Genomic DNA, 16,758 nt, shown 5'->3' on the forward strand with positions numbered 1-16,758 from the left:
CAGGACTAATCAGCTAGGATATTCAGCACATCCTTATTTTTTATAAGCTCTTTGCCCGCTATACCAGGGTCAGTCATTTCATATGGATGCAGGATAATATCCAGTTCTTCTTCCGTTAAAACCCCTTTTTCGAGGCAGAGATCTCTTACTGATTTCCCTGTTACAATTGCCTCTTTTGCAATCGCAGCTGCCGTTTCATAGCCAACATGCGGATTGATGGCTGTTATAATTCCAACACTGTTGTTGACATAGTCTTCCATTCTTTCCCTATTGGCTGTAATACCTTCAAGACAATACTGACGGAATACGGTAAAGACATTAGTCATTATCTTAATGGATTGAAGCAGATTGAAAACCAGGACAGGTTCCATAACGTTTAATTCAAACTGCCCTGCTTCTGCTGCCAGGCAAATGGTATGATCATTGCCGATCACCTGGAACGCAACTTGATTCAGCACTTCTGCCATTACGGGATTTACTTTTCCCGGCATGATTGAAGAACCCGGCTGGCGTTCCGGCAGCTGAATCTCACCAAGACCTGCCCGCGGTCCAGAGGCCATCATCCTTAAATCATTAGCCACTTTGGACATATTCATCATGCATACCTTTAAGGCCGCAGATACTTCAAGATAGCTATCCGTATTCTGCGTTGCATCCACCAAGTGTTCTGCTTTCTTCAGAGGGAAACCACTTGTTTCAGCAAGGTGGTGTACTACCCTCTCAATATACAGGGGTTCAGCATTTAATCCGGTGCCGACCGCTGTAGCACCCATATTTACCTCATACAGATGCTGACGGGAATTGCCTATACGTTCTAAATCCCTGTTCAAAACCCTCGCATATGCTTCAAACTCCTGTCCCAGCCTGATAGGCACCGCATCCTGCAAATGGGTTCTGCCCATTTTAATGACATCATTAAATTCAATAGCTTTTTGTTCAAATGCTGCGTATAGCTGTTTCATGGCTTCGAGTAAACCTTCCATACTCGATAAAACAGAGATATGGATGGCTGTCGGAAAAGCATCATTTGTCGATTGAGCCATGTTAACATGGGTATTGGGACTAATAACTTTATAATTACCGAGTTTCTCGGCTATTATTTCAAGGGCTCTATTTGCAATTACTTCATTTGTATTCATATTAATCGATGTTCCTGCCCCGCCCTGGATGGGGTCCACAATAAATTGTTCATGCCATTTTCCGTCAATTATTTCATCTGCCGCTGATATGATAGCGGTTGCAATTTTCTCGTTAAGCTGGCCAATTTCATTGTTAGCTATCGCAGCAGATTTTTTCACCATGGCCATTGCTCTTATTAAGCTTGATTCAATTCGGTATCCCGTAATGGGGAAATTTTCAACTGCCCTTAAGGTTTGAACTCCATAATAGGCATGTGCAGGCACTCTTTTTTCTCCTAAAAAATCCTTCTCAACTCTGTATTCTTTGTTTAAATTCATGTTTTCCGCCCCTTTGTATTCCTTGGTAGCTTGTATTATTATATGCTGCACCGGATCATCCTATCATGTCATTACCCTACCTTAAAACGGCTTCTAATGCGGAATATCTGCATAACACTATATTCCTTATAAAAATATTGCTTCCTTTTTATATGGCTTTTCACAAAATGTTCTTATTTCATCTTTTTCTATTTTCATAAATTTGTAAAAAATGATTTTTAAATCTTCCCGATTCAAATGAAAAAAGCTCCCCTTATGGGAAGCTTTAATGGTTTGCGTTATGATAAACTTTTAAGTTCGTGAGTCTTCTCTCTCAGGTACAAGTATTTGGCCAACCTTGCCTATTTTAAGCAAAGTTTGCATTATCGTACGGGATAACTGGCTTGGTTTGTATGGCTTTATTAAGTAGTCCATTGCCCCAAGCGAAAATCCCTTTTCTTTTTCTTCCAGTGCGGTTGATACAATAATCGGGATTTGTGCAAGGTTCCCTTTCTTCTTTACGTTTTTCATAAACTCCCAGCCATCGGTTTCTGCATCTTCAAGGAGGATATCAAGGACGATTGCATCTGGCGTATTTATGTTTAGATACTCTAATGCTTCCTTTGCCTTCTTAAAAGTAATTACATTAAAGCCGCTGTCCTTTAACTCCTGCCTAATAAGCCGAACAAGACTTATATCATCCTCTACAACCATTATGCTATAACCGCTTCCGGAATTAGCCGTCTTATCATGTTCGTGATGATCTGCTGTACTTTCAACGGCAGGAAAACTTGCAGTAAATGTACTGCCTTTCCCATATTCCGATTCCACTGTTATAGAAGCATCGTGGGCTTTCATAATTTCCTGGACAATCGCAAGTCCAAGTCCCGTTCCACCAATTCGTTTTTGGTCCGTATTATCAACTCGATAAAACTTTGTAAATAGCTTATCCATTGCATCTTTTGGGATACCGAGCCCTTTGTCTGCAACATCAACATTTAAACAGCTGCCTGAGTGGTATACCTGGATCTTTATCGGCCCGCCCTCCGGCGAATATTTTATCGCATTGCTGATTAAATTTGTGAATATCTGTTCGACCTTAGCCTTGTCACCCAAGATCATTGGGTTTTCGGGACAGGAATCAAGAATAATCTCATGCTTTGCAGTATTAACCTTTTGGAGCTCAATAACTGTTTTAAGGATAGGAAGAAGCTCAATATATTTCTTATCATAAGCCTGCTTCCCTGCTTCCATTCTTTGAACATCAAGAAAGTCATTAATAAGCGAGGTTAGGCGTACAGCTTCGCTAAGAATCGTAGCAAGATATTTCTTTTGCCGTTCCGGTTTCAGCTCCCGATTAAGCATTAATTCGGTAAAACCAAGAATGCTAGCCAATGGAGTACGAAGCTCATGGCTTACAGTACTAACAAATTCCGACTTAATCTGGTCCACTTCATATTCTTTTGTAATATCCCTATGAACGAAAACAGTACCCAGCTTTTCATTGCCCCTGTATAAATCCTCACTATAAACTTTTATAATTCGGCTATTGGACTTTAATCTATAGATGAAAGCTTTTTCTACCTTTAGTGCTGGGTCCTTGAACTGTACAGTTTCTTTAAGAAAGTCAGAGAAATCTTCATCCTCCACGAATTCTGCGAATTCCTTACTCCAGACATCAAAAGATTTTCCAACCAGAGGGAATTTAGCTTCATTAAATATTTCACAGAATTGATCATTTACTTGGAGGATCCTTCCGTCAATAGCAACGAGCTGTATCCCTTCCTTTACAGTGTCCAGGATGTCCTGATTTCTTTTTCTCTCTTCTTCTGATCTCTCAAATAGCGAAATCTTATCTAGAGAGATACCGATACTTTTGGCCAAAGCCATATACTCTCCTAAATCGGATTCCTGGAATGGTGAACCATAGCGGGTAAACACCATTACCGCTGAAATATGTGCGTCAGATGAAAAAATGGGCAGATACAAATCATGTCCATATAAATTACCATCATGAAATCCCTTTTCGGTTGAATCAAGTTCTCTTCTAATAGCAAAAGGCTTTTTTTCAAAAGTTAATCTTTCATATAAGCCTGATTCCATATGGCTTAAAAACTGCACCTCACCCTTTTTTGAGATGCCATGAGATGCACTGGATTTATCCTTATAAAGAGCAATAATTCCTCTATCAGCACCGATGATTTTACACATCGTGTGGACAATACTATCTAAAACAACTTGCTTATCAAGTGAGTTGGAGATTAAATTCGTCAGCTGATTTCTGTTCCTTAGCTTTTCCTCATTTTGCTTTCGTATTTCAAGTGCTGTTTCCAATTCATATTGCTGGGCCTGGAGTTCATCCTGCTGTGCCATTAATTCTTCATTATGAGCCATCAGATCCTCCTCTTTTTCTTGAACCCTAAGCGCCATGGTCCGGAATGCATTAGACAAGAGCCCAATCTCATCCTTGCGGTCTGATCCAATAATAGGAGAAGAAATCTGCCCTTCTGCAATGTCATATGCAGCTTTTGTTAGCATGGAGAGTGGCTGTCCAACATTTCTCAGCATCAGCCTAACGATTCTCAGAAGCAAAAGAAGAATACCTAAAATAAATACAATAAAGCCAATTTGGATATAGGTTTGCATTTCTGCCAAATGCTTAAAGTTCTGCTCTAACTTTGTTTCTAGATCGTTTATATAATTGTTTAATAAATCCTGAAATTGGTTAACTCTGGATGTTGCCTGTGTATTTGCTGTTTCTATAACAAGATCCATTTTACCATTTTCATAATTACCGAATGCTTCAGGCAAGGTCTGATCGAAATAGTAATGACGGAAAGAATCTATATCACTAATAAGCTTTCCGGTTTCCTCAGATGAATCAAGCTTATCAAGCTTGTTACTTAGTATCCTAATCTTTTCATCCTGGGCTAATGCGCTTGTTTTTAATTTTTTATTGCCAAGAGCTAAATACCCCCTGGCATCAAAAAAGGCTTTATTAAAATCTTTATCTATTGCCTGTACTACCCGTTCCTTTTCTTTTAACTCTATTCGTTGTTCGGAAAAGCTGTTGTTAAGGAAAAAAAGTAAAGCTAATAACACTGCAGCACCAATAGTAAACGCAAGGATGAAAGTCCCCATTAAAAAGATAAACTGCCGCGATAAACTGTTTTTAATTTTCATATTAATATTCATTTACTATTCCCTTAACCTTCTCCAATAGCTGAAGGGGGCTGAACGGCTTTGCCATAAAATAATCAGCCCCGGCCTGAATTATCTTTTCTTGTTCATAACTCTGACTTTTAGCGGAAAGCATTAAGATTTTGACACTCTTATTATTTAACTTGTTTCTTATAGCTTCGATTACCTCAAGACCGGTCAGCATGGGCATCATATAATCAAGAACGATTAAGTCATAATCATTCTTGCTGGCCAGTTCGAGAGCCTGCTGGCCATCCTCTGCCTCATCGACTTCGTATTCCTCATCTTCAAGTGTGTCTGTAACCAGCATTCTTAATATTTCCTCGTCCTCTGCCAATAAAATCCTCTTCATTTAGCGCCTTCCCCGATTCTGCTTGTTTTATATGTTTTCGCCATAACATCATATGATTTTTTTAGGCGTTCATAATAAGACGGCTCATTCCATTCATCCCATGAATACAAATAGGTACCCTCTTGTAAAAGGAGGTTATTTTTTAAAGAAGGAAAGGACATCTGTACCTTGCCATTCTTTGTCTCGGCCACGGCAATCCTTATACCTTTAATGGTCTCTGTACCTTTTAGCCCGCTAGTCCATAAATCGCCCATTACTTCTTTTAAGCTAGGGTCTTTTACGTTTAGCAGCTGCCATGGAATCCTGCCTTCAACCGTCTTTTTATCCTTACTAATGCTTATATCGGTTAAGGAATTAAAATCTTTATGAAGCGGATTAGCATCACCATATTTTAAGACACCTGTTTCATAATCCTCGAAAGGAATGATCTTTCCAGTACTCGGTATCTTTATTTGTTTATTTAAGGCAAGCCTAATAGGATGGAAAATCCCATTGTTTTTTTGTCCGGCGTACGGTTTTAAAGGAATCATCTTTAGAAGTTGCCCGTATTGATAATAGAAACTATCGTAGTAGCTATCCACTAATACCCTCGACTCTTTAGGGCCGTTTAACTTAATTACATAATCTGCTCCGAAGTCTGTTTTAAGTTTTGTCCCATTCTTTAAGGGAATGCTCGTTTGGCCCTGATTTGTCTTCGTATCCAGCAGAATATCTGTTTCATCCTCTGGGTACCGGACAGGTGAATTATAGGTTAGCAGAAAGTATAAATAACCTGGGTCTGATAATACACTGACCTTTTTCAAACTATCATTTTTACGTTTCGACTGATAAATAACTTTGGCTCCAGCCTGCTCCCAGTCACCTGCCTCCCCATCAACCAAAATGGCTTTATCCTTTCTTCCCGGCTCAAATCCCAATAGCCCAAAGTGCTGCTCATTCGTTTGCTGATTCGTCCAGTATGGCCTCCTGTCCGGATTATCGATGTCCATGGTGTTCCATGTCCTCTTAAACCATTCGTCCTGCCAGGTAAATACCATGCCCCCTGCATAACCTTCAGATACGATTGACTGATAAAGCTTTTTATCAATTTCTCCCTGTTCTTTTTCGGAATGGAAGCCTTGGTTAAATCCGAATTGGTTTCTGTGCGTAAGACCACGGGAACCTGGAACCCCATATTCAGCAACAAGCACAGGCATATTATGACTTTGCCTCAAATCATGAAGATATCCTGCGTATGCACTCTTTTCCCCATTTGAACCTACATATTCTGCATATGATTTATCAAGATTTAAAAAGTCAGGATAATACGGATAAATATGGTAAGAAGCAAATAATCCGGAATGGAAATCCTTCGTTGCTGAAATATGATTTGGATTTACTGACACCATATCCTCATTTGCCAACGGTTCTTCCGGATGTTTCAACAAATCGGTTGTTACCCAATTTGTAAAACTCATTGAATGCTGCCAATGGTAATTTTCACTTTCATACTTTGCCGCATAATCCATAGTTTGGGCAAGCCAGCTCTCAAAAGGAGATGCTTTTTCCGTTTTAAAAAATTGGCCATTATATTGGCCTATTTGTTTGTTGGCAGTGTTTGTTGATGATACCATCTGCGGATCCCACTCGATACCAACAATAAAACCAAGGACATATTTTGAAATATCGTATTTGTAAGTCCCTGAGGCATGTCCTGGACGAGGTTCAATCTTGGCGTTCCCGTGAATGATATCAATCATATGTTTAATTTCTGTCCGTGAATCTTCAACATTTTCCTTGGCAAATGCATTTTGCGATTTCACAAGCCCTTCTTCGTTAACCCATGAACCATGAAAGAGGAAAATCGGATTCTTTGCCGTTTGGTTATATTCATAGAAGGCTTCATAAAATGCTGGCGGGTGAAGTGTATAAATCCTAATAGCATTGGCATTCATCCGGCCAATTTGCTGGAACCAGCGAAGGTACTCATCTTTCGAAATAGCTGTTTCACCAGGAAAGTATCCCGGTTTTCCCATCCCAATATTAACGCCCTTTATTAAAAAATTCTTCCATTTGCCATCCTTTTGAATTTGAATATATTCCTTCCCTGTACGGCTGTTTATTTTGATACCTGAGTCCTCTGTTACCTCAACTTTTTCCTGATTCACCTTACGATGCAGACCATTCGCCAGCAATTCCTTCATCATTGGTACGTATGACTTCCAGTAAAAAGAATCACCTGCTGCAAAATGCTTTTTCCATACATCCAAGCCTTTCGTCTGATAAATCCCAGGTACTTCTGCTTCATCAGCAAAGTCACCTGCAAAATAATAAGAGGTGTATTTTACATTTGAATTGGAAATGATGGCAGGAAAATGAGAAGGAATCCCGTATTTGTCCAAGGCTTCTTTTCCTTTGGAGGTAACCGGAAGCTGATATTTTGCGAGAATTCCATCCTTATCCCTGGCTTCATTAATATCAAACCAGTACTCGTAATTAACCTTTATCTCCTGATTAAATCGCTTTTCCCCTGCTTTAGTCAGACTAAAAAGCGCTCCCTCATCCGTTAGTTCCTTTTCATCTATTACTACGACAAAATCATTCTGATTTACAAAAACAAAGCCGCCTCCGGAAAAATTCCACTTCTTTTGTTTTTGGTAATTATCTTTAACCCAAACAGGAACCTCCGGACCATTAAGATTCGTAAAATATCGGCCAATCCAGCCACTCCAGTCTAAATTCAGCAGGCTGGAAATCTTTGTTCTTACATTTTCTTTTGTCGGGCTTCCAAAAGTATTGAATTCAGCTACCAGGGTTTTGCCGGGGACCTGAACTAGTGTCTTTTCAATCTTTTCCACTTCAGATATTTTAAGGCCGCCATAGAGGCTTTGCGACCTGCTCCCTTTCTGGTTTTGGCCCAGGAATTCATTCCTGTACACTCCATATTGGTCGGTAAGATAAATAACATCATATTTATTTAGATTCTTCGGAAGTCCAGTAGTCTTGTATTTCTTCCCTTCCTCTGGCTTAAAGCCCCGGTAATCAGAATCGATAAGGTATCTTTTTTGATCATCCTTAACATACTTTCCGTTATTAAGGACCCAAACTAATCCTTTATGCTCCCGGTACGTTTTATCCGGAACAGTCTTGTCTACTATAAGCACGTTCAGCTTTTTGGAATTCTGGATTTGCCAAAGCCAAAAGGGACTTGTTATGAGAGCCATGAGTACAAAAATGTAAATAAATAAGTAGGTTCTTTTTTTCATTGTGATACACCTTTTCTTTTCATTTCTCCCCAGCTCTTGTCGCCTTTTATCATCTGCCAGATTCCTTCGCACCGCCACAGGACAGTCAGTGGTCTATACCATAAGGTTTCAGTCAACGAATAGAGAAATAGCTTTATAATATCAGACACCTTGGGATACTTTGTGAGGCTCCATTCCTCCAAAAGTACTGCCGCCATTGAAAAAAGAGAGCCGTATAATAAGGAAAGAAGAAAAATGAGAATGGCAAACTCAATATAGATACCACCAAGAAACAAACACAGTATGATAAATAGATATCCTGCTAATTCCACGATGGGACCGAAAAATTCTACGATCCAAAAGTATGGAAAGGAAATAAAGCCGATTGTTCCATACTTGGGATTAAACAGCATCTTTCTGTGTGTCCATAAGCTTTCAAACAATCCGCGGTGCCAGCGCCGTCTTTGCTTTCGCAAGAAAGTGAAATCCTCCGGCACCTCTGTCCAGCATACTGGATCCGGTACATATACAATTTTCTTTTTAAGTCCTCTTTCCTTTAGAAGGCTGTGCAGCCGGACAACCAGCTCCATATCTTCACCAACTGTATCAGTCTTATAGCCGCCTGCTTCCACCACCCAGTGCTTGGAGAAAACACCAAAAGCTCCAGAAATAATCAAAAGAAGATTATGCCTGCTTAAACCGATTCTTCCCATTAAAAATGCACGGAGATATTCAATGATTTGCATTATAACGATTGGCCTATCTGATAATCCTATTTTCACGATATTGCCATTGCGAATGTCACAGCCATTGGCAATCCTTACACTTCCCCCGGATGCAATGACCTCCTCATTGCTGTCTATAATAGGTTTCATAACCTTCAAGAATGCATCATTCTCTAGTACGGAATCTCCGTCGAGGGAACAGAAATAAGGATAGTGGGAAAAATTCAAACCAGCATTAAGAGCATCTGCCTTTCCCCCATTCTCTTTATCTATTAGGAAAAGATTCGGCAGAATCTGAGATTGATAAATCTTTTTTATAGGTTTGGAATTAACCTGCCTCCTGACTACTTTTTGTATTTCTTTCATATCGTATTGCTCGATGACTTTTTTTACCGTGTTGTCTTTAGAACCGTCATTTACAACCACTATTTCAAAAACGGGGTAATTTATACTGAGCAGAGATCTTACACTTTGAACAATTCCCGCCTCCTCATTGTAGGCGGGAACAATTATTGAAACTGGCTTCGTATATATTTCATTTGTATAATCCTCATATGTCCGGGTTCTGTCCAGCTGGTATTCCCTGCGAAGCTGGAAGGACGAGATAACGAGAATAATCGAATAAAAGACAATGACAACGACCATATATACAGCAATAAACCATCCGAAATAGGTAACAATATCCATCCATTGCAAGTCAGCCATTTTTCAGTCTCCTTTGTGCAGCCATTCCCATGCCATATCCCGTGCAAATGTATCTGAAGATGTTTCCAGTATCGACTGAAGTACCTGCTCTCCATCCGAAAAGCTTTTTATAGATTGTCCCGCCTGAGAACGTACCCACCAATTGGAATCATGTAAAAGACCTTTCAAATCGGGTATCCCCTTTCGTTCCCGGAGAACTCCAATTAATTTTGCTGCCATCATTCTCTCTTCCCATGATGCAGATTCACACAGAGGTAAATAAAGATCAATATCTTTCACATAGCCAATTTCACCAAGAGTTTTTAAGGCTCTGATTTTAATTTCACCTGAGTACACCCTAAACACACTTTCAATGAAAGAGACATATTTTAATTTTCTTTCAGTTCCCATTACATCAAGAATGGCACTTTGCAGTGGAATCCCACACTTGTGAAAGCCCAATACAATCTGATCAAAACGGTTCTCGTCCAAACGGGTTAAAATGTTTCTATATTCATAGGTTGATAATGAATTAAAACGTTCTAAGAGCAGACTGTAAATCTCTTTTGACTGGAAAGCGGCAAGAATCCTTAAGACATGAATGGCTTCATCTCTTGTTAGCTTCTTCTTTTCAAAAAGAGAAATAATATCCCCTTCAAGTGTCCTGATTCTAAAATCTTCAATATGGAATAACGCATTCATCCGATCACTCCACTTTCTGCTTTTTAATCGGATGCGATAGAAATCCGTTAAATGAATTTGTGCGAATTCAAAAATGCGTTTTTTCTCCTTTTCACCCTCTAATAAACCAGCAAACTTTGCAAGCAGCTCTTCAACTGCTTTTTTTTGCGTAAAAGTAGAGGGAGTTAATTTCCTTTTTAACTGCCCATCATCCAAAAAAGTAAATATAGGTTCCTCATACTGTTTTTTTTCTATTTCTATCTGATTCCTCTGCCTAATTGAAAAGGCTTTTCGAACCAATAAATAAAAAAGCAGGATAAAAAGAATAGATAAAATTCCTGCAGCAGCAAGCGACAAACCGTACAATTCACTGGTTAGCATAAACTATTCCATCCTTTGAATCAGGCGCTGAATTCTTGCCTGCAGTTCTGTAATGCTAAAGGGCTTTGTTAAATAATCATCCGCACCCAGTTTAAGCGCTCTTGCGATATCATAATCGCCCTTCCTTCCCGTGAGCATCAGCACGTGGGAATTCTGTTTGGACTTTTTAACTTTATCCAAAACCTCTATTCCGTCCATTACCGGCATAATTCCATCCAATATCAAGAAATGTTCTCCCTTTTCTTCAAGACGTTTTGTTTCAAAGAAAGAGAGGCCGTCCTCAAAAACCTTTATATCCAATTCATAATACTGGAAATCCATGGACTCAAGTATTTTTCTTAGCATGGTTCGGATTATAGAGTCATCATCAATGACCGATATATATAAAGGCTTTTTGAGGAAATTAATATGGAATTGGCTGGCGCTTTCAACTCTTGCCCTTCCTTTTTCTTTTGCTTTATATAACGCCTGGTCTGCGGCCTGAAAAGCTGTCTCTAAGGTGATGGAATCCGAATCTACTGCAAAGACCCCAGCGGAAAAAGTCACATGGAACTCCTGTCCTTTTTCATCAAAAGTCTTATCGGAAAACTTTTCTAAAATTCTGTCCACAATCTCAACAGCACTTAGATTTTCAGTCCTCTCAAACAAAATAACAAATTCTTCGCCGCCATATCGGAAAACACTGTCTGTATTTCTTGTATACTCTTTTAAAAATTGAGCAAACGAGGTCAGTACCCGGTCTCCAGCTAAATGGCCGAATGTATCATTAATATTTTTAAAATGGTCAAGATCTAATACTGCGATACTAAAAGTGCTTGAACTTCTTTTTAACTCGCTCATATTTTTTTCAAAAACTGTCCTAAAAAATTGACGGTTGTAGAGCATAGTCATATCGTCCATTAGTGCCGACTGGTCAAACATTCTCTTTCTCTGCAGATGGCGGTCCAGCCTGACTGACAGCTCTTCAATGTCTATTGGCTTTTCCACAAAATCGTCTGCTCCTAGTTTAAATGCTTTCATTCTGGTGGCCCTGTCACTAAGTATGCTCATCATGACAATAGGTACAAATTGGCGTACGTTTTGTTTTTGAAGCATTTCAATTACTTCAAAACCACTCTTATTAGGTAGATGAATATCAATGAGCACACAATCCGGGTGAAAGTCGTAGTATTGAGATATAGCCTTTTCAGGTTTGGTGCTTGTGATAACCATCCATCCCTGCTCTTCAAGTGCATCCTTCAGCAAAATAAGCATAGAGATGTCATCATCAATAATTTGAATTAACGGAGCATTCTCTTTATTGGTATATTTATTTTCCAGGTTATTTTCTTCAAAATGTTCATATTCATATGCAAGGCTTATTAATTCATATAGGAAATCCCAAAGCTCACTGGGCTGCCAATCCTTTTCAGAGTCTTCCTCGATTTGATCCATCAAACGGGAGGCAACCTGAAATAGACCTCCAAGTTGCAGGGTTCCTGATGTTCCTTTAATCGAATGTAAAAACAGATAGACGCTTCGATTGCTTATCGGCTTCTTGTCTGGGGATTCAAACCAGGTAGAAATCTGATCTTTTACTTTCTTAAAAAGCATATTTTTATATTTGTTAAAATCCATTACCTAGCACCCCATATTATAAAAAAATCGTCAATTTATATCGAAAACTGTCTTTTGTTCGTAAACTCAAGTGTATTATGGAAGCGGTAACGTGACAATCTTTTTCTCCTATATAACTCTCTATTCTAGATGTAAATTTATGGGTTTTCAAAAAGAGGGGTTTACTAAACAACATTGTTAAAATCATTCACCAGAAAAAAGGGGGCAAATGAGGCTTTCAGACACGCCCTTGCTTTTTTGGTTTTCCCGTGTCCGAATGGGACCCGCTTTCAGCCTCGCCTATGTTTTTTGGGCTTTCACCTGTCCGAATAAGACCCATTTAAACCGCCCTATTGAGATCACTTGAGCAGAAAAACGAGACAATATTTTATAGTTTCCTTAACAAAAAAAGCCCCATCAGGGACTTTCTAATTTTACTAGTTGCCTAAAGCTTTAGTTTTTTGAAAGCAGCTATCGATTGCATCCAGTATTGCTCCCCGAAACTGATTTTGCTCTAAAGAGGCCACCGCTTCGATTGTTGCCCCTCCTGGAGTACAGACATTGTCTTTTAATTCACCAGGATGTGTACCACTTTCCAGCACCATTTTTGCAGCACCTAATACAGCCTGTGAAGCAAGGCGATATGCTTTATCCCTTGGAATTCCGAGGCGGACACCTCCATCTGCCATTGCTTCAATCATCATGTAGACATAAGCAGGAGAAGATCCACTTATTGCAGGCACAGCATCCATTAATTTTTCTTCCAATACTTCAGTTTCACCCACACACTCAAAAAGTGTCTGTACACTTTGAAGATCGTCATCGGAAACCCATTCATTTGGACAAAGCACAGTCATTCCTTCCCCAATAAATGAAGGGGTATTTGGCATGGTTCTGACTGCCTTTATTTTTTTTTCAAAAAAGGTTGTTAGGTCATCTAAACTAATTCCTGCGGCAATGGTTACTATTATTGCGCTTTCTCTTATTTCATCCTTTATTTCACTAATAATGCCAGAATGTAAATCAGGTTTTACTGCCAGGATAAGAATATCCGAAAAAGCGGCCACTTCTCTATTATCCCGTGAAGATTGTATCTTGTATTCCGTGTTAATTTTTTGATAAGTTACTTCAGTTTTGGCACTAGCCATAATATTTTCCGGCAATATACTCTCCGACTTAAGAATGCCTTTTGATATTGCCTGAGCCATTTTTCCAAATCCTATAAAACCAATTTTTTTATTCATTTCATCAAAACCTTTCATTAAATATACATAAACCTTCTTCTACTATGGTAAAAGATTAAAACGAAAATAGAAAGGGAAGCACTATGTTAGTAGTGTAAGGAGGGATACTTTGACAGACCATTTAAATCTCAAACCAATAGATAAGAATTTTTTCAATCAGCCTACAGTAGAGCTTGCCAAGGCACTTCTCGGATGCCTACTGGTAAAAGAAACACCGGACGGAATTACAGCTGGATACATTGTGGAGACTGAAGCCTATAAAGGTCCAATGGATCAGGCTGCACACAGCTTCCAGAACCGGAGAACTAAAAGAACGGAAATTATGTTTGCCGAAGCCGGACATATTTATACGTATTTAATGCATACACACTGTCTTGTCAATGTAGTTTGTGAAACGATAGGTAAACCAGAGGCTGTATTAATCAGGGCTGTGGAACCTGTTTATGGCATACCACTAATGATAGAAAGACGCGGCACTGACAATATGAAAAATTTAACGAACGGACCCGGTAAACTGACTAAAGCATTGGGTATCACTATGCAGGACTATGGACATCTTTTCTGGGAGCCCCCGCTTTTCATTTCTGACGGGTACACTCCTGATGCTATCTCTCAAGGAAAAAGAATCGGGATAGAAAACTCAGGCGAGGCTAAAGATTATCCATGGCGTTTTTGGATCCCGGGAAACCCTTATGTATCGAGGCATCAGAAGGAGAGCTAATGAAAAAGGGCGCCAAATTGGCACCCTTTTAAAGTTTATTCTTTTGAAGAAGATTTAAGGTCTGCTGGTAAAAATGCTCCAGGGAGCAGTTCCTTTACAAGTACCTTTTGTACGTCACCTTTAAGGTTCGTTAGGATTACTTCCATATCTGGAGGACATAATTCTGCAATAACCTGGCGGCAGGCTCCGCATGGAGGTACAGGCCGGTCAGTGTCCGCCACAACAGCAAGTGTTTCAAACTCAGTTACTCCCTCAGAAATGGCCTTGAATATAGCCGTACGTTCTCCGCAATTCGTAACGGGATATGCTGCATTTTCTATATTACAGCCGTGATACACTTTTCCATCTTTCGATACCAGAGCCGCGCCAACCTTGAAATTGGAATAAGGAACATAAGCAAATTCCCTTGCTTTTTTCGCCTCTTCTATAAGCATTTTTTCATCCATTACATTCATCCTCCCCATAGGATATTACTAGGAATGAAAGACCTTTAACGCCCACTCCAAAACTACTCCGCCAAAGTAAACACCAAAAACTCCCACTACTGCTGAAAACACAGGCGGTGCCGGTAAAGGGAGCTTTAAAAATTTAAACAAAATGCCGACAATCATGCCCGCAACTAATGCTAAAAGAATATCTCTCATCCGTAGACCTCATTTAATCTTATTTTAGTAGGAAGCAGAAGATGTTCCGCCATTTACAATGGCAATACCTGAGCTTGCACCGATACGGGTTGCTCCTGCCTCAATCATGGCCAGGGCGTCTTCTCTGCTTCTTACTCCTCCAGAAGCTTTAACACCAATTTCCGGACCTACTGTTTTGCGCATCAGGCGAATATCTTCCACTGTTGCTCCGCCTGTTGAAAAACCAGTGGATGTTTTTACATAGTCTGCCCCCGCTTTAACAGCCAATTCACATGCATGAACCTTTTCTTCATCTGTTAAAAGGCATGTTTCAATAATAACTTTTGTTAATGCCTTTCCTTTTGCTGCCTCAACTACCGCACGGATATCCTGCTCTACAAGCTGGTCATTTTGACTCTTAAGTGCACCAATATTAATAACCATATCTACTTCTGTTGCTCCATTTTCGATCGCATTAGCAGTTTCAAATGCTTTAGTTTCAGAAGTAGAAGCTCCTAATGGAAAACCAATAACGGTACATACCTTTACAGATGTTCCCGAGAGAACCTCACCTGCTGTTTTTACCCAAGTCGGATTAACACACACAGAGGCAAAAGAATACTTTTTAGCTTCCTCCGCTAGTTGCACAATTTCACTTTCAGTCGCATTTGCTTTCAATAATGTATGGTCGATCATACCCGCAATATTTTCAGTCATTTCTTATTCATCCTTTCTATCTATAAAAAGTCATCAAATTGATTAAAATGTCATCAAAGCAAATATACCAAACAATTGAACATTTGTAACCTGATTTATGAACAAATGTAAAAAGTTCAAAGTTCCTTCACAAAGACCTATTGTTCCTTTTTATCAAGTAAAAATTGTGCAGTAAATTGATCTGTAACCAGTACATTTGCAAAATTACCTTTCAGTGCCCCGTAAATTCCCTCGAGCTTGTTCGGCCCGCCAGCTACAAGAATGGATTTTTCCTTTTTCTTTAAATCCTCAAGATTAATGCCAAGCGTCCTTTCATTCAGGCTCTCATTGCATATATTTCCGTTTTTATCAAAGAATCTAGAGCAAATGTCACCTACAGCATTTGGGTAAAGCGATTCAAGGTCCTCATCGGTAAAATAGCCCAACTGGAATAAAAGAGAGTCCTCCTTTACTGGGCCAATGGTGAAAATCGCGATATTTGATTCCCTGCCAAGGTCAAGGATTCTTCGAATATGGCGGTCAGCTTCCATCGCCTGTTTCACTACTGAATGATCAACAATTGCCGGCAGTGGCAAATAGTGAGGTGATGTATTAAATGCTTTTCCGAAAAGATAGAGAATTTCCGAAGCATATGTATTTGTTTCTGCGTGGCTGACTCCGCCTTTTAATTGGACAACTTTTACATCCTTTATGAATTTTTGTTTCAATTCAATGGCAACATGGTAAAGGGTAGTGCCCCAGGTTACTCCGATAATATCGCCATCCTTGACGATTTCGTTAAGATAGACCGCAGCCTTTTCGCCAAGGTAATTCTTTATGATATGATCTTCGTATTGGGGAATCGATGCCACTACCGCTTTTTTCAGTCCGAACTTTTCCTCTAAAAGGCGTCCGAGCTTTGCAGTATCTTCAGTAGGATCCATAATACTGATTTGGACAATCCCTTCGCTTTTGGCCATTTGAAGAAAACGGGAAACTGTCGGGCGAGAAACGCCTAACATCTTGGCAATTTCATTCTGATTGTAGTCTAATAAATAGTATAGCTTGGCAGCTTCAATTACCTTGCTAAGTTTATCCCGTTCCAATTGCATCACCCGTTATTTTAATTTTATTTTTATTTTAGCAAAAAAAATCACTGAAACCATTTATTTTTACATTTGTAATAAAAGTCTT

Annotated in this window: 13 protein-coding genes; 1 reads left to right on the plus strand and 12 read right to left on the minus strand. The window is 39.4% G+C overall.

Features of this window, described 5'->3' with window-relative positions; all coding sequences use genetic code 11:
* Positions 1-5: 5 nt before the first annotated feature.
* The 8 genes from aspA to proC all read right to left on the minus strand — a co-directional run bounded on the left by aspA (position 6) and on the right by proC (position 13,524).
* Positions 6-1,457: an aspartate ammonia-lyase gene (gene aspA, locus AC3WR0_RS17855; protein WP_492553576.1), complete on the minus strand. Its 1,452-nt coding sequence runs from the start codon at positions 1,455-1,457 to the stop codon at positions 6-8.
* Between the two features lie 291 nt (positions 1,458-1,748).
* On the minus strand, positions 1,749-4,631 hold the full coding sequence (locus tag AC3WR0_RS17860) for an ATP-binding protein (RefSeq protein WP_492553577.1): 2,883 nt from the start codon (positions 4,629-4,631) through the stop codon (positions 1,749-1,751).
* Positions 4,621-4,989 carry a response regulator transcription factor gene (locus AC3WR0_RS17865; protein WP_492553578.1) on the minus strand — a complete coding sequence of 123 codons (369 nt, stop codon included), beginning with the start codon at positions 4,987-4,989 and terminating at the stop codon, positions 4,621-4,623. The genes AC3WR0_RS17860 and AC3WR0_RS17865 overlap by 11 nt, the downstream gene beginning before the upstream one ends.
* Positions 4,986-8,234: a hypothetical protein gene (locus AC3WR0_RS17870; protein ID WP_492553579.1), complete on the minus strand. Its 3,249-nt coding sequence runs from the start codon at positions 8,232-8,234 to the stop codon at positions 4,986-4,988. The genes AC3WR0_RS17865 and AC3WR0_RS17870 overlap by 4 nt, the downstream gene beginning before the upstream one ends.
* The gene (locus AC3WR0_RS17875; RefSeq protein ID WP_492553580.1) at positions 8,231-9,643 is read right to left on the minus strand and encodes a glycosyltransferase family 2 protein; all 1,413 of its coding nucleotides are present in this window, start codon (positions 9,641-9,643) and stop codon (positions 8,231-8,233) included. Before AC3WR0_RS17875 ends, AC3WR0_RS17870 begins: the two co-directional genes overlap by 4 nt.
* A 3-nt stretch (positions 9,644-9,646) precedes the next feature.
* Positions 9,647-10,684, minus strand: a complete 1,038-nt coding sequence (locus tag AC3WR0_RS17880) for a HEAT repeat domain-containing protein (protein ID WP_492553581.1) — start codon at positions 10,682-10,684, stop codon at positions 9,647-9,649.
* A 3-nt stretch (positions 10,685-10,687) separates the two neighbouring features.
* Positions 10,688-12,301 carry a GGDEF domain-containing response regulator gene (locus AC3WR0_RS17885; RefSeq protein WP_492553582.1) on the minus strand — a complete coding sequence of 538 codons (1,614 nt, stop codon included), beginning with the start codon at positions 12,299-12,301 and terminating at the stop codon, positions 10,688-10,690.
* Between the two features lie 416 nt (positions 12,302-12,717).
* On the minus strand, positions 12,718-13,524 hold the full coding sequence (gene proC / locus AC3WR0_RS17890; protein ID WP_492553583.1) for a pyrroline-5-carboxylate reductase: 807 nt from the start codon (positions 13,522-13,524) through the stop codon (positions 12,718-12,720).
* A gap of 109 nt (positions 13,525-13,633) precedes the next feature.
* On the opposite strand from proC, the gene AC3WR0_RS17895 reads away from it, so the two are divergent.
* Complete coding sequence (locus AC3WR0_RS17895; RefSeq protein ID WP_492553584.1) at positions 13,634-14,245, plus strand: DNA-3-methyladenine glycosylase; 612 nt, start codon at positions 13,634-13,636, stop codon at positions 14,243-14,245.
* A 35-nt stretch (positions 14,246-14,280) separates the two neighbouring features.
* Here AC3WR0_RS17895 and AC3WR0_RS17900 read toward each other — a convergent pair whose 3' ends face one another.
* From AC3WR0_RS17900 to deoR, 4 genes are all read right to left on the minus strand, one after another.
* Positions 14,281-14,691 carry a cytidine deaminase gene (locus AC3WR0_RS17900; RefSeq protein ID WP_492553585.1) on the minus strand — a complete coding sequence of 137 codons (411 nt, stop codon included), beginning with the start codon at positions 14,689-14,691 and terminating at the stop codon, positions 14,281-14,283.
* A gap of 27 nt (positions 14,692-14,718) precedes the next feature.
* Positions 14,719-14,889, minus strand: coding sequence for a DUF1427 family protein (locus tag AC3WR0_RS17905; protein WP_492553586.1), 171 nt, complete (start codon positions 14,887-14,889; stop codon positions 14,719-14,721).
* A 24-nt stretch (positions 14,890-14,913) separates the two neighbouring features.
* A complete protein-coding gene (gene deoC, locus AC3WR0_RS17910; protein WP_027320346.1) occupies positions 14,914-15,585 on the minus strand; it encodes a deoxyribose-phosphate aldolase in 672 nt (223 codons plus the stop codon).
* Between the two features lie 137 nt (positions 15,586-15,722).
* Positions 15,723-16,670 (minus strand): DNA-binding transcriptional repressor DeoR, encoded by a 948-nt coding sequence (gene deoR, locus AC3WR0_RS17915; RefSeq protein ID WP_492553587.1) that lies wholly within the window; start codon positions 16,668-16,670, stop codon positions 15,723-15,725.
* Positions 16,671-16,758: the final 88 nt, after the last annotated feature.

The sequence above is a fragment of the Neobacillus sp. FW104-15D2 genome (genome assembly GCF_058790155.1).

Coding starts and splice junctions, on each gene's coding strand:
- AC3WR0_RS17900 (WP_492553585.1), bottom strand. CDS start 14,691: ATGGATGAAAAAATGCTTATAGAAGAGGCGAAAAAAGCAAGGGAATTT.
- proC (WP_492553583.1), bottom strand. CDS start 13,524: ATGAATAAAAAAATTGGTTTTATAGGATTTGGAAAAATGGCTCAGGCA.
- aspA (WP_492553576.1), bottom strand. CDS start 1,457: ATGAATTTAAACAAAGAATACAGAGTTGAGAAGGATTTTTTAGGAGAA.
- AC3WR0_RS17880 (WP_492553581.1), bottom strand. CDS start 10,684: ATGCTAACCAGTGAATTGTACGGTTTGTCGCTTGCTGCTGCAGGAATT.
- AC3WR0_RS17905 (WP_492553586.1), bottom strand. CDS start 14,889: ATGAGAGATATTCTTTTAGCATTAGTTGCGGGCATGATTGTCGGCATT.
- deoC (WP_027320346.1), bottom strand. CDS start 15,585: ATGACTGAAAATATTGCGGGTATGATCGACCATACATTATTGAAAGCA.
- AC3WR0_RS17885 (WP_492553582.1), bottom strand. CDS start 12,301: ATGGATTTTAACAAATATAAAAATATGCTTTTTAAGAAAGTAAAAGAT.
- AC3WR0_RS17860 (WP_492553577.1), bottom strand. CDS start 4,631: ATGAATATTAATATGAAAATTAAAAACAGTTTATCGCGGCAGTTTATC.
- AC3WR0_RS17865 (WP_492553578.1), bottom strand. CDS start 4,989: ATGAAGAGGATTTTATTGGCAGAGGACGAGGAAATATTAAGAATGCTG.
- AC3WR0_RS17870 (WP_492553579.1), bottom strand. CDS start 8,234: ATGAAAAAAAGAACCTACTTATTTATTTACATTTTTGTACTCATGGCT.
- AC3WR0_RS17875 (WP_492553580.1), bottom strand. CDS start 9,643: ATGGCTGACTTGCAATGGATGGATATTGTTACCTATTTCGGATGGTTT.